The sequence below is a fragment of the Streptomyces tauricus genome, from assembly GCF_014650955.1.
In the GTDB taxonomy this organism is placed as follows: Bacteria; Actinomycetota; Actinomycetes; order Streptomycetales; family Streptomycetaceae; genus Streptomyces; species Streptomyces tauricus.
Map to the genome: position 1 here is coordinate 15,241 of NZ_BMVY01000031.1, position 13,715 is coordinate 28,955.

General features: G+C 71.6%; 9 protein-coding genes. 7 read left to right on the forward strand and 2 right to left on the reverse strand.

Annotated features, from left to right (window positions below; all coding sequences use genetic code 11):
• Window positions 1-8 precede the first annotated feature (8 nt).
• Complete coding sequence (locus IE278_RS32765) at window positions 9-455, reverse strand: Fur family transcriptional regulator (RefSeq protein ID WP_189777529.1); 447 nt, start codon at window positions 453-455, stop codon at window positions 9-11.
• Window positions 456-695: 240 nt separating this feature from the next.
• Window positions 696-4,877 carry a bifunctional nitrate reductase/sulfite reductase flavoprotein subunit alpha gene (locus tag IE278_RS32770; RefSeq protein WP_246571002.1) on the reverse strand — a complete coding sequence of 1,394 codons (4,182 nt, stop codon included), beginning with the start codon at window positions 4,875-4,877 and terminating at the stop codon, window positions 696-698.
• A 443-nt stretch (window positions 4,878-5,320) separates the two neighbouring features.
• On the opposite strand from IE278_RS32770, the gene IE278_RS32775 reads away from it, so the two are divergent.
• The 7 genes from IE278_RS32775 to IE278_RS32805 all read left to right on the forward strand — a co-directional run bounded on the left by IE278_RS32775 (window position 5,321) and on the right by IE278_RS32805 (window position 13,711).
• Window positions 5,321-5,710, forward strand: a complete 390-nt coding sequence (locus IE278_RS32775; RefSeq protein ID WP_107021571.1) for a cell division protein SepF — start codon at window positions 5,321-5,323, stop codon at window positions 5,708-5,710.
• A 168-nt stretch (window positions 5,711-5,878) separates the two neighbouring features.
• Window positions 5,879-7,126, forward strand: coding sequence for an AAA family ATPase (locus IE278_RS32780; RefSeq protein WP_373312150.1), 1,248 nt, complete (start codon window positions 5,879-5,881; stop codon window positions 7,124-7,126).
• Complete coding sequence (locus tag IE278_RS32785) at window positions 7,123-7,449, forward strand: nucleotide pyrophosphohydrolase (RefSeq protein ID WP_189777532.1); 327 nt, start codon at window positions 7,123-7,125, stop codon at window positions 7,447-7,449. The genes IE278_RS32780 and IE278_RS32785 overlap by 4 nt, the downstream gene beginning before the upstream one ends.
• A 323-nt stretch (window positions 7,450-7,772) precedes the next feature.
• Entirely contained in the window at window positions 7,773-8,234 is a 462-nt protein-coding gene (locus IE278_RS32790) for a DUF6099 family protein (RefSeq protein ID WP_189777534.1), read from the forward strand.
• Between the two features lie 319 nt (window positions 8,235-8,553).
• On the forward strand, window positions 8,554-9,474 hold the full coding sequence (locus IE278_RS32795; protein WP_189777536.1) for an LLM class F420-dependent oxidoreductase: 921 nt from the start codon (window positions 8,554-8,556) through the stop codon (window positions 9,472-9,474).
• A gap of 155 nt (window positions 9,475-9,629) precedes the next feature.
• Entirely contained in the window at window positions 9,630-11,156 is a 1,527-nt protein-coding gene (locus IE278_RS32800; protein ID WP_189777538.1) for a 3' terminal RNA ribose 2'-O-methyltransferase Hen1, read from the forward strand.
• A complete protein-coding gene (locus IE278_RS32805; RefSeq protein WP_189777540.1) occupies window positions 11,153-13,711 on the forward strand; it encodes a polynucleotide kinase-phosphatase in 2,559 nt (852 codons plus the stop codon). Before IE278_RS32800 ends, IE278_RS32805 begins: the two co-directional genes overlap by 4 nt.
• Window positions 13,712-13,715: the final 4 nt, after the last annotated feature.

Here is a 13,715-nt window from a genome sequence, read left to right on the forward strand (position 1 = left end):
TCGCATGCTCAGGAACCGAGGGGGGTGGAAGCGGTGACACAGGCGGGGCACAGGCCCCAGTAGATGACCTCGGCCTCGTCGACCGAGAAGCCGTGGTCCTGGGACGCGGTGAGGCAGGGGGCGTGACCGGTCGCGCAGTCGACGTCGGCCACGACGCCGCACGACCGGCACACGAGATGGTGGTGGTTGTCCCCGACGCGTCCCTCGAAGAGGGCCGGACTGCCGGGCGGCTCGATGCGCCGGACGAGCTTCGCCGTGGTCAGCGCGTGCAGCGCCTCGTACACGGCTTGCAGCGAGATGTGGCCCACGCGGGCCCGTACCTCGGTGGCGATCGCCTCCACACCCAGATGATCACCGGCCCGGACGGTTTCGAGCAGCGCGACACGGGCGGCCGTCACCCGCAGGCCGGCACCGCGCAGATCCTCGGCGGTCGTCGGAGTCCCGGGTGCGGTCATGGAACCAACCTACTGACATAAACACGAACAGTTCAAGTAAATGAACGGTACAGGTTTAGACGCGTGGGCGTGGGGTGCCGTTCACCTTCCGGTGGGGGTATCGGCGCAGGTCAGTGGAGGCCTTGTCCCGCAAGGGGTGTGGCTCGGGACCGAGGCGATCCGGCCGCGGGCCCGGTGGGAGCAGGCCGCGCAGTTCCCCGCTCCCTTGAAGGGCGCGGTACGGGCCGGTCTCGGCACACCTCAGTACACGTCGCGGACGTACCGCTTCTCCGCCGCGAGCTGCTTCACGTACGCCGCGGCCTCCGCCTCGCCCAGCCCGCCGTGGGCGACCGCGATGTCCCGCAGGGCCCGGTCGACGTCCTTGGCCATGCGGGAGGCGTCGCCGCAGACGTAGAAGCGGGCGCCGTCCTGGAGCCACGACCAGACTTCCGGCCCGTGCTCGCGCAGCCGGTCCTGGACGTAGACCTTGGCGCGCTGGTCGCGGGAGAAGGCCGTGTCCAGCCGGGTGAGGGTGCCGTCGGCCAGGAAGCCGGCCAGCTCCTCCTCGTAGTAGAAGTCGGTCGCCCGGTGCTGCTCGCCGAAGAACAGCCAGTTCGGCGCCCGGTGCCCGAGGGCCCGCCGCTCCTCAAGGAAGCCGACGAAGGGGGCGACGCCGGTGCCGGGCCCGACCATCACCATCGGGGTCGCAGGATCGGCCGGGGGCCGGAAATGCGGAGAACGCTGTACGAACACGGGTACCGGCGTACCCAGCTGGATGCCGGCATCGGCATCGGCGAGGAAGGACGAGCAGACGCCGCCCCGGACCCGTCCGCCGAGGTTCTCGTACCGCACGACGGAGACCGTCAGGGACACGTGGTGCGGGTCGGTGAGCGGGCTGGACGATATGGAGTACAGACGGGGCTGGAGCCGCTTCAGGACGCCGGCCCATTCCTGGGCGCTCGCCCGCACCGGGTGCTCGGTGATGACGTCGACGGCCTGCCGCCCCCAACTCCACTGGGCCAGCCCGTCCTTGTTGTCGGGCCGCAGCAGCCGCTTCAACTCATGATTGTCACCCGTCCGTTCGGCGACGAAGCGCAGCAGGTCCGCGGAGATCCGGGTGATGTCCAGATGCCGTAGAAGAGCATCGGCGACGGTGGTGCGCCCAACCCCCGCCACATCGACCGTCGTTGTGGGATCGAGCCCGGCCACCGCCACCCATTCGGTGACCAGGGCGGGTGAGTTGAGCGGCCGTACGCCGAGCGCGTCCCCGGCCTGGTACGTCAGCGGGATGTCGCTGTCCCGGGTGTCGAAGGTGAACCGGCGCACCTCCTTGCCCGCACCGGGCAGGCTGAGCAGCCGGTTCCCGACGAGCCGCGCGGTGACGGCTGCGGGCTTCCCGGACACGGGGGCCGCCGCGGCCACCGCTGCCGGGGCGGACTCCTGGCCGGGCGCGAGCGCGCCGACCACCTGGTCGAGCCAGGCCCGCGCGCTGGGCTCGTAGTCCGGTTCGCAGTCGGCACGCGGAGCGAGGCGCACCCCGCCCAGCTCGTCCAGCCGCCGGTCGAGCCGCCGCCCGTGCCCGCAGAAGTCGTCGTACGAGGAGTCGCCGAAGGCCAGCACGGCATAGCGCACACCGTCCATGCGGGGCGGCTCGGGCATCTCCAGGGCCGCCCAGAAACCGGAGCCGTTGTCGGGCGCGTCCCCGTCGCCGAACGTACTGGTGATGAGCAGCAGGTCCGCGCCCGGCGGCAGGGCACGCGGGTCGGCGTCGTCCATGCCGAGGAGCGTGGCCTTGTGACCGGTGGCGTTGAGCTGCTCGGCGGTCGCGGCGGCGAACTCCTCGGCGTTCCCGGTCTGCGAGGCCCACAGGACGACGACCTCACGCAGGGGAGCGGCGGGGACCGCTTCCCGTGGGGTCTCAGCGGCCCGCGAGTACATCCCGGCGAGCACGCCGTTCACCCAGAGCGCGTGCTCAGCCGCGAAGGGCGCGTCCGAAGGAAGCACGGGCACACCGGCCACACCCGCGGGCAGCCCGGCGAGAAACCCGGTGAGGTACTGCCGCTCGGAGGCGGAGAGAACGGGCGGGGGACTGGACTCAAGCCCGAAGACGCTTCCGGCGTCCCCGGCAACTTCAGCCCTTCCGGCGCGGCCACCCTCAGCCCTCCCGGCGCTGGCAATCTCAGCCCCTCCGGCGCGGATGCCCTCAGCTCCTCCCGCGGGGAGACTCCCAGCCCTCCTGGCGCCGGCGATCTCAGCCCCTCCGGCGTTTGAGGAGCGGGGGTCCGGGGGCGGAGCCCCCAGCGGGGTCCGGGGCAGCGCCCCGGTTACGGGAAGGGGCGGGGTGGGGGAGGAAACCCGGCCCACAGCCACCGCACACACCTTCAACTCCGGCTGAAAGGACACAGGATCAACGGCGTCACTGGTGACGGCATTGACACTCAGATACTCCCCGAACAGATCGTTCCAGTGGAACGGCGCGAACAGACACCCCACCTGCACCCGATCCGTCACGACGGCCGGCAGCACGGCCCGCCCCCGCCGGGAAGCGACCTCGACCCGGTCCCCGTCGACCACGCCGAGCTCGGCCGCATCCTCCGGGTGCACCTCCACGAACGGCCCGGGATCGAGCTTGTTGAGCTTGGCGACCCTCCCCGTCTTGGTCAGCGTGTGCCACTGATGCTGCAGCCGCCCGGTGTTCAGTACGAACGGGAAGTCCTCGTCGGGCAGTTCGGCGGCGGGCATGTGCGGCCGGGCATGGAACACGGCCCGCCCACTGGCCGTGGGAAACACAGGACCCCCGCCCCCGGAGGGCGAGCCGGAGGATGGGCCGGAGGACGAGCCGACGTACCGGATCGGATTCCGGTCGGGCCCGTCCTCGTCCGAGGCCGGCCACTGCACGGACGTACCCCGCAGCCGCTCGTACGTGACACCCCGCAGATCCCACCCCGTCCTCGGGTTCCACGCGCGCTTGATCTCCTCGAAGACGTCCTCCGCGCTCTCGTAAGAGAACCCCTTCTCGTAACCCATCTCGCAGGCCACGCGCGCGATGAGCCGCCAGTCCGCGAGCGCCTCGCCGGGCGGGTCGACGGCGGGCCGGGCGAGCGTGAGGTTGCGCTCGCTGTTGATGAGGACGCCCTCGGTCTCGGTCCACATCGCGGCGGGGAGCACGACATCGGCGTACGCGTTGGTCTCGGTCTCGGCGAACACGTCCTGGGTGACGACGAACTCGGCGGCCTCAAGGCCCTCGATGACGGTCCGGCGGTTGGCCATCGAGGCGACCGGATTGGTGCAGATGATCCAGCAGGCCCTGATCTCGCCGTCGGCCATCTTCCGGAACATCTCGACGGTGCCCTTGCCGACCCCGTCGCCCCGGAGGGTGTCGGGCGGCAGCTCCCACAGCTCCTCGACGAAGGCACGTTCCTCGTCGACCAGCACGGAACGCTGCCCCGGCAGACCGGGCCCCATGTACCCCATCTCGCGCCCGCCCATGGCATTGGGCTGCCCGGTGAGCGAGAAGGGGCCGGAACCCGGACGGCAGATCGCGCCGGTGGCGAGATGCAGGTTGACCAGGGCGTTCGTGTTCCAGGTGCCGTGTGTGGACTGGTTGAGGCCCATGGTCCACAGGCTCATCCACTCGCCCGCCTCGCCGATCAGCCGCGCGGCCTCGCGGATGTCGTCCTCCGGGATGCCGGTGATCCCGGCGACGGCGGCGGGCGGGTAGTCGGCGAGGAAGCCGGGCATGGCGTCCCAGCCCTCCGTGTGGGCCGCGATGAAGCCGGGGTCGGTGTGCCCGTTCTCGTGGAGCAGGTACAACAGCCCGTTCAGCAGGGCGAGATCCGTACCCGGCTTGATCCGCAGATACAGATCGGCCTTGTCGGCGGTGGCGGTGCGGCGCGGGTCGACGACGATCACCTTCGCGCCCGCCGACTTCACCCGGTCCATCATCCGCAGGAACAGGACCGGATGGCAGTCGGCCATGTTCGAGCCGATGACGAGGAAGACGTCCGCCGACTCGAAGTCCTGGTACGAGCCGGGCGGCCCGTCGGCCCCCAGCGACAGCTTGTAGCCGGCGCCCGCGCTCGCCATGCACAGCCGGGAGTTGGACTCGATCTGATTCGTCCTTACGAAGCCCTTGGCCAGCTTGTTCGCCAGGTACTGGGCCTCCAGGCTCAGCTGGCCCGAGACGTAGAAGGCGAAGGCGTCGGGGCCGTGCTCGTCGATGACCGCGCGCAGCCGCCGCGCGGTCTCGGCGATCGCCGCGTCCACCGGCGCCGCCGCCGGCTCGGCCCCGCGGTCCGCCCGTACGAGCGCGGTGGAGAGCCGGCCGGGCGCCGCGAGCATGTCGGCGGTGGTCGCCCCCTTGGTGCACAGCCGGCCGTGGTTCGCCGGGTGCGCCTTGTCCCCGGACGCCTTCAGGACCGTACGCCGCCCGTCGGGACCCATGCCGATGTCGAGGACCAGGCCGCAGCCGACGCCGCAGTACGAGCAGACCGTGCGCACCTGGGACGTGGGGGAGGTCGTGCTCACACGCTGCCTTTCTCCGGCTCTTCTCGGGCCTGTGCCTGTACGGCGCTCCGACTGTACGAATTGCCCGTTACGCCTGTGTCACGTGGCGCGATCATGAAGGGTTACGCCTGTCACACAACGGCGGCCGACCCGGTGTGAGGGGGCGGTACGGGTGCCGTGCGGGGGCGGGTACGCGGGCCGGTTCGAAGGTCGGTGCGCGGGCTTCGAAGCCTACGGCGGTCGGCTGCGGACCGTGTCGCATTCGGCCGAACGGGTGACCATGCGCAACAATGGGCCGACAGTGACCGGTGCAGGCAATCAGCACGATTCCGGGCACTGCTCAGGACGGTATTCAAGGCACGACAGGGCGGGGGGAGCCGGTGAACAGCCACGACGTCACCGATGAACAGTGGGAAGGGCTCGCCCAGGTAGTTCCTCTGCGCGGCCGCGATGCCTGGCCGTCGGCGGTCGGCCATCGGGCGCTTCCCGAGGCGGAGACCGAGACGCGGCGCCGTTTCGTGGTGCTGCGCATCAACATCTTCGCGGACGCCCGCGAGGTCGCCGAGACCCTGATGGCCGGTATCCCGGTCCTCCTGGATCTCACCAGCGCGGAGACGGACGTCGCCAAGCGCGTACTCGACTTCAGTACGGGTGTGGTCTTCGGCCTGGCGAGCGGGATGCACCGGGTCGACAAGAACGTCTTCCTGCTGACGCCGCCGGGCACCGAGGTGGCGGGACTGATGCAGGGGGCCGGGATTCCCGGCGTGTGACGTTCCCGGCAACCGCGGACACCTGATCCCCCGATCGTAGGAAGGTCCGCGGACGAAACGGTTCCGCCTCGCGGCGGAGTCCTACGGTCCGGTCATGACCGTGTCTCCCCGCCCTCCTGAGGGCGAACAGACTGCGCCGTCCCCCGCGCCCCTGACGGGGCATCCCTGATGGGGCCGGGGACATCGCGCCCCGCGGAGGGCGTGGGGGGCGTAAGTGGCGCGGGGAACGGCGCGGCCGGCCCCGACGAAGCCGCAGCACCTGGCGGGCCCCACGCGGAGGCGCACCGGCCGCATGCGGACCGGCCGCGCGTCACCGAACTGAGGCTGTCCGCGTTCGCCGCACACCGCGGCGCGGGATTCCCGCTCGGCCCTCTCAGCCTCCTCGTCGGGCCCAGCGGCAGCGGCAAGTCCAGCGCTCTGCGGGCCTACGAGGCACTGGCCCGGCTCGGCGGCGGCGCCGAACTCGGCGAGGTGTTCCCGGACCCGGCCGCCTGTGTGCCCGAGCGGGCCAGGCCCGACGCCCAGCGGCGCCGCGGGTTCCGTATCGGCTGCACGGCGGACGGCCCCGAGGGTCCCGTGCGGCTCGATGTGGCCGTACAGGTCGAGCCGCACCTTCGAATCGTGGGCGAGCGGCTGACCGCCGGCGGGCGCACCCTGCTGGAGACGGCCCTGCGGGATCCGGACCGCCGGGCGGTACAGGCGGCCTGGCACACCGCGGGCTCGTCCCTCGTGACGAGGGCGCCGCTGCCCGACGACCGGCTCGGCACCGCGCTCCTGCCGCTGCGGGTCGCGGGCAGGACGGACGGCCAGCGCCAAGTCCTGGCCGCCGCCGAGCAGATGGTGGTGGCGCTGCGCTCGGTCTTCGTGTGCGACCCGCTGCCCCACGCCATACGCCCCGATGTACCGCTCGGCGCGGGACGGCTGCTGCGCGGCTGCGGCAACCTCGCCGAAGTGCTGCGGCGTACGCGCTCCGAGTGCGGGCGGCGGCACGGGCTGCTGGTCGACGCGGTGCGGGCGGGGTGCGCGGGGCCGGTGCGCGACGTCCTGGCGGAGACCGTGATCGCCGGGGCGGACGGCACGGTCCGGGCGCTGCTCGACCGGGGTGACGGACTGCGGACACCGCTCGGCCGCCTGGGGAACGGGGAACTGCGCTATCTCGCGCTGGCGCTGGTGCTGCTCACCGGGCCCGGTGTACTGGAGGTCGACCTGGCGGGGGAGGTGCCCGCGGCGCTGCAGACGCTGACCGTGCTCGTCGACGGGTTCGACCGCGATCTGGACGCCCGGCAGCGGGAAGGGCTCGTACGGCTGGCGGCCCGGATGTGCGAACGGGGGCACATCCGGCTGGTGGGGGCCGTGAGCGACGCCTCCTGGGCGGCGGGGGTGGACGGTGTGACGGTGGTAGACCTTGGACCGTGACCGAACTTGATGTGGCGACCCTGCAACGCCGACTGGCCGCGTTCGCCGCGGCGCGGAACTGGGAGCGCTACCACACGCCCAAGAACCTCGTCGCCGCGCTCAGCGTGGAGGCGTCCGAACTCGTCGAGATCTTCCAGTGGTTGACGCCCGAGGAGTCGGCCCGGGTGATGGACGACCCGAAGAGGGCGCCTCGCGTACGGGACGAAGTCGCGGACGTGCTCGCGTACTTGCTCCAGCTGTGTGACGTGCTGGGGATCGACCTCCTCGCGGCGCTCGACGCGAAGATCGACCGGAACGAGGGGAGGTTTCCGGTGGAGGGGTGACCCCGGACGGCCAACGACGGCCAACGACCGTTAACGATGACCGACGACTGCCGACGACTGCCGACGACCGTCGATGACTGGCGTTGGCCGCGTGGCACTGCCAACTCGACCAACCGTGCCAACTCCCCGGCTGTGGACGGAAAAGCGGACCAACAATTCCGATTGTCACTCTCCGGAGTTGTTGATCTGCTTTTATTCGATTCCGTGTCCGCAGATTTCAGACTTCCTCTGGCTTTTCGTCCCGAGGCAGCTCACTCTGGGTAGTGGCAGGCGGAGTTCGGGCAGGCGTGTGCACAACGCGTCGGGACAGACGGGGACAGTGGATGGATGCGGTGCGGCTCATCGGTGCGAGCAGGCGTGCCCTGATGAGGAGCGGCGACGCCTCCGAGACCATGGCCGAGGCCTGGCAGGCCCAGGCCCTCGCCCAGGCGATAGGCAGTCGGCTGGCGGTGTCCGGACCTCCCGAACTACGGGGCGAGGCGCTGGGGTTGACGGAGCTGGCAGGTCGCGGGTGCGGGGTTCTCGGCGCTCCGGCGCTCGATGTCAGCAGCTTACGGGCGGCGCAGCTGACCGAGCTGGGTGATGCGCGGCTGGCGCTTCTCGAACTCGGGGGGTTGCTGGGGGAGGTCGGGATCACGCTGGTCGGCATAGCGTGTGCGGCTGCGGACGAGGGGACGTACTGGCAGTGCATGGAGGCGATCGACGCGGCGGACGAGTCGCGGGACCGGGTCCTCGAGATGCTGCGAAGACTTGCGGTGCGGGATCAGGGGGCGGCGACGGGGTAGTGGGCGGATCGTTTCCTCGCCCCCGCCGCCCCTACCTCGGGGGCGCTGCCCCCGAACCCCCGCTCCTCAAACGCCGGAGGGGCTGAGATGTCGCCGGACGGGCGTTTGTCTTTCAGCCCGTCCGGCGTTTGAGGACAACGGGGGCGAGCGGGCGCAGCCCCCATGCGTGGACGATGGGGGTCCCCCCGCTCGAGCGAAGCCGAGAGTGGGGGAGGGTAGGGGCGGCGGGGGCGGAGAGAAGCGGGGGCCGGCCCCGGGGGCGCGGGCGGTCGGTGGTGCCGATGGGGTCGCCCGGCCCCCGACCGTGCAGGATGGAGGCATGGATCTTCGAATCTTCACCGAGCCCCAGCAAGGGGCGACCTACGACACCCTGCTCGCCGTGGCGAAGGCCACCGAAGACCTCGGCTTCGACGCCTTCTTCCGCTCCGACCACTACCTGCGCATGGGCTCCGCGGACGGCCTCCCCGGCCCGACGGACGCCTGGATCACCCTCGCGGGACTCGCCCGCGAGACCAAGCGGATCCGTCTCGGCACGCTGATGACCGCCGGCACCTTCCGCCTCCCCGGCGTCCTGGCGATCCAGGTCGCCCAGGTCGACCAGATGTCCGGCGGCCGGGTCGAACTGGGCCTGGGCGCGGGCTGGTTCGAGGAGGAGCACAAGGCGTACGGCATCCCGTTCCCGAAGGAGAAGTTCGCCCGCCTGGAGGAGCAGCTGGCGATCGTCACCGGGCTGTGGGAGACCAAGCTCGGCGAGACCTTCAGCTACGACGGGACCTATTACCAGCTCACCGACTCACCCGCGCTGCCCAAGCCCGCGCAGTCCAGGGTGCCGGTGCTCATCGGCGGCCACGGAGCGTCCCGTACGCCTCGCCTCGCGGGCCGGTACGCCGACGAGTTCAACATGCCGTTCGCGTCCGTCGAGGACAGCGAGCGCCAGTTCGGCCGGGTGCGGGCCGCCGCGGAGCAGGCCGGCCGCAAGGGCTCCGACCTCGTGTACTCGAACGCGCTCGTCGCCTGTGTCGGCAAGGACGACGCCGAGGTGGCCCGCCGGGCGGCGGCCATCGGCCGTGAGGTGGAGGAGCTGAAGGCCAACGGCCTCGCGGGCTCCCCGGCCGAGGTCGTCGACAGGATCGGCCGTTTCGCGGAGATCGGTTCCCAGCGGATCTACCTCCAGATCCTCGACCTCGACGACCTGGACCACCTGGACCTCATCTCCTCCCAGGTCCAGTCCCAGCTCTGAGCGGCGCTGCCCCACAGAGGCGCGGGCGCGGGGCTGTGCAGGCGGCCCCGCGCCCTCGAAAATGCCTGCGTGCGTCAGGAGTGTTCGCTGTACGTTGGGCGGGCGCGCGGAGACGGTAGGTTTCCGCAGTTCAGATGACGTTTCGAGGCAGAACAGTGTTCCTTTCGATCAGTACCACCGGCACGCCGGAGCGCCCCGCCACCGACCTCGGTCATCTGCTGCACAAGCATCCCGACAACGCACAGGCCTTCAGCACCTCCTACGGCACGGCGCACGTCTTCTACCCCGAGGCGAGCGCGGAGCGCTGCACGGCGGCGCTGCTCCTGGAGCTGGACGCGGTGGCACTGGTCCGGCGCGGCAAGGGCAAGGGCCGCGGCGGAGCACCGGACGCGGCTCTCGCGCAGTACGTCAACGACCGCCCGTACGCCGCCTCCTCGCTGCTCGCCGTGGCGCTGAGCAGTGTGTTCTCCAGCGCGATGAAGGGCGACTGCCGGGCGAAGCCGGAGCTGCCCGCACGCCCGCTGCCGCTGCGCGTCGAGGTGCCCGCACTGCCGGCCAGCGGCGGCCCGGGTCTCGTACGCGCGCTCTTCGAACCGCTCGGGTGGGCGGTGGGCGCGGCGCCGGTGGCGCTGGACACGGAGTTCCCCGAGTGGGGCGACTCCCGGTACGTGAGCCTCGTACTCGAAGGTGAGCAGCGCCTCGCCGACGCGTTGCGGCACCTGTACGTCCTCCTGCCGGTGCTCGACGACGCCAAGCACTACTGGGTCTCCTCCGACGAGGTGGACAAGCTGCTGCGGGCCGGGGAGGGCTGGCTGCCGGACCACCCGGAGCAGGAGCTGATCACCAGCCGCTATCTGGCGCGCCGTTCGACGCTCACCCGGCAGGCCATGGAGCGGCTGGAACTCGTACGGCTCGCCGAGACGGACGACAGCGCGGTCGAGGAGATCGACAACGCCGTCGACGAGCGGACGGACACCGAGGAGGCGCCCGTACCGCTCGCCGTCCGGCGGCGGGACGCGATCGTCGCCGCGCTGCGGGCGACCGACGCGGCCAGGGTGCTCGACCTCGGCTGCGGACAGGGCCAGTTGGTCCAGGAGCTGCTGAAGGACACGCGGTACACCGAGATCGTCGGGGTCGACGTGTCGATGCGGGCGCTCACCGTCGCCGCGCGGCGGCTCGGCCTGGACCGGATGGGGGAGCGGCAGTCCGAGCGCGTCAACCTCGTCCAGGGCTCGCTCGCGTACACCGACAAGCGGCTCAAGGGCTACGACGCCGCCGTGCTCAGTGAGGTGATCGAACACCTCGACCTGCCGCGGCTGCCCGCCCTGGAGTACGCGGTGTTCGGCTCCGCGCGCCCCAGGACGGTGATCGTGACGACACCGAACGTCGAGTACAACGTCCGCTGGGACACTCTCCCGGCCGGCCATGTACGGCACGGCGACCACCGCTTCGAGTGGACGCGCGCCGAGTTCAGGGGCTGGGCGGGCGCGGTGGCCGAACGGCACGGTTACGCAGTGGAGTTCCGCCCGGTCGGGCCCGACGACCCCGAGGTCGGACCACCGACCCAGATGGCCGTCTTCACGGCGGGCGCCCAGGACACACGCGGCCAGAAGACGCACGCTCAGAACTCGCGCGCCCAGCACACCCCCGTCCAGAACGCGAAGGAGGAGAAGGTCGCATGACCGGTACCGACAACAAGGTGCGTACTCTGCCCGTCACCGACCTCTCCCTCGTCGTGCTGATCGGGGCGTCCGGCTCGGGCAAGTCCACGTTCGCGCGGCGGCACTTCAAGCCGACCGAGGTGATCTCGTCGGACTTCTGCCGGGGCCTCGTCGCCGACGACGAGAACGACCAGAGCGCCAGCAAGGACGCCTTCGACGTCCTCAACTACATCGCGGGCAAGCGCCTCGCGGCGGGCCGGCGCACCGTCGTGGACGCGACCAGCGTGCAGTCGGACAGCCGCAAGCAGCTGATCGAGCTCGCCAGGAAGTACGACGTGCTGCCCATCGCCATCGTGCTGGACGTGCCCGAGGAGGTGTGCGCCGAGCGCAACGCCTCGCGCACCGACCGCGCGGGTATGCCGCGCCGCGTCGTCCAGCGGCACGTCCGCGAACTGCGGCGCTCGCTGCGGAGCCTGGAGCGCGAGGGCTTCAGGAAGGTGCACGTCCTGCGGGGCGTGGAGGAGGTCGAGAGCGCCGAGGTCCGCACCGAGAAGCGCTACAACGACCTGACCCACCTCACCGGCCCCTTCGACATCATCGGCGACATCCACGGCTGCGCGTCCGAACTGGAGTCGCTGCTCGGCAAGTTGGGCTACGCGGACGGCGTGCACCCCGAGGGGCGTACGGCCGTGTTCGTCGGCGACCTCGTCGACCGCGGCCCGGACTCCCCGGGCGTCCTGCGCCGGGTGATGTCCATGGTCGGCTCCGGCAACGCCCTGTGCGTACCGGGCAACCACGAGAACAAGTACGGCCGTCACCTCAAGGGCCGCAAGGTCCAGCCCACCCACGGCCTCGCCGAGACCATCGCGCAGATGGAGCACGAGAGCGACGAGTTCAGGCAGCAGGTAAGGGAGTTCGTCGACGGGCTCGTCAGCCACTACGTCCTCGACGGCGGCGGCCTCGTCGTCTGCCACGCGGGACTTCCGGAGAAGTACCACGGCCGTACGTCGGGCCGGGTGCGCTCGCACGCGCTGTACGGCGAGACCACCGGCGAGACCGACGAGTTCGGGCTGCCCGTGCGCTATCCGTGGGCCGAGGACTACCGGGGCCGGGCGGCGGTCGTCTACGGCCACACCCCCGTCCCGGAGGCCACCTGGCTCAACAACACCATCTGCCTGGACACCGGGGCCGTGTTCGGCGGCAAGCTCACCGCGCTGCGCTGGCCGGAGCGCGAACTCGTCGACGTACCGGCCGAGCGGGTCTGGTACGAGCCGGTCAGGCCGCTGGCCTCCGAGGCGCCGGGCGGCCACGAGGGACGGCCGCTCGACCTCGCGGACGTCCACGGCCGCCGGGTCGTCGAGACCCGGCACGCCGGTCGCGTCTCCGTACGCGAGGAGAACGCGGCCGCGGCCCTGGAGGTCATGAGCCGCTTCGCCGTGGACCCCCGTCTGCTGCCGTACCTGCCGCCGACGATGGCACCCACCCCGACCTCCCGCGCGGACGGCTATCTCGAACACCCGGCCGAGGCCTTCGAGCAGTACCGGGTCGACGGGGTCACGCGGGTCGTGTGCGAGGAGAAGCACATGGGGTCGCGGGCGGTGGCGCTGGTGTGCCGGACCGCGGAGACCGCCCGCGAACGGTTCGGGGCGACGACCGGGGTCACCGGCGCGCTGTACACCCGTACGGGCCGCCCCTTCTTCCCGGAGCCGGCCGCCGGTGTCTCCCTCACCGAGGAGATCCTCGGGCGGGTGCGGGACGCCGCCGCGGAGGCCGGTCTGTGGGAGGAACTGGAGACGGACTGGCTCCTGCTCGACGCCGAACTGCTGCCCTGGTCGCTCAAGGCATCCGGACTGCTGCGCGCGCAGTACGCGGCCGTCGGCGCCGCGGCCGGGGCGGTGTTCCCGGGGGCGATCGCCGCGCTGGAGGGAGCGGCGGCCCGTGGCGTCGAGGTCGGCGACCTGCTGGCCAAGCAGCGGGAACGGGCCGCCGACGCGGCCTCCTTCACCGACGCGTACCGGCGCTACTGCTGGCCCACGTCCGGCCTGGAAGGAGTGCGGCTCGCCCCCTTCCAGATCCTCGCCACCCAGGGGCGGAGCCTGGCGGCCGTACCGCACGACGAGCAGCTCGCCCTGATCGACCGGCTGGTGACGGCCGACCCGTCCGGGCTCCTGGCGACCACCCGGCGCCTGTTCGTCGACACGGACGACCCGGCGTCGGTCCGGGCCGGGGTCGACTGGTGGCTGGAGATGACCGGCCGCGGCGGCGAGGGCATGGTCGTCAAGCCCGTCCGGGCCGCGGCACGCGCCGCGAACGGCCGACTGGTCCAGCCCGGAATCAAGTGCCGGGGCCGGGAGTACCTGCGGATCATCTACGGGCCGGAGTACACACGTCCCGAGAACCTCGACCGCCTGCGCGGACGCTCCCTGAACCACAAGCGCTCGCTGGCCCTGCGCGAGTACGCCCTGGGCCTGGAGGCCCTGGACCGCCTCGCGGACGGCGAGCCGCTGTGGCGGGTGCACGAGGCGGTGTTCGGGGTGCTGGCGCTGGAGTCGGAGCCGGTGGATCCTCGGTTGTAGGTGT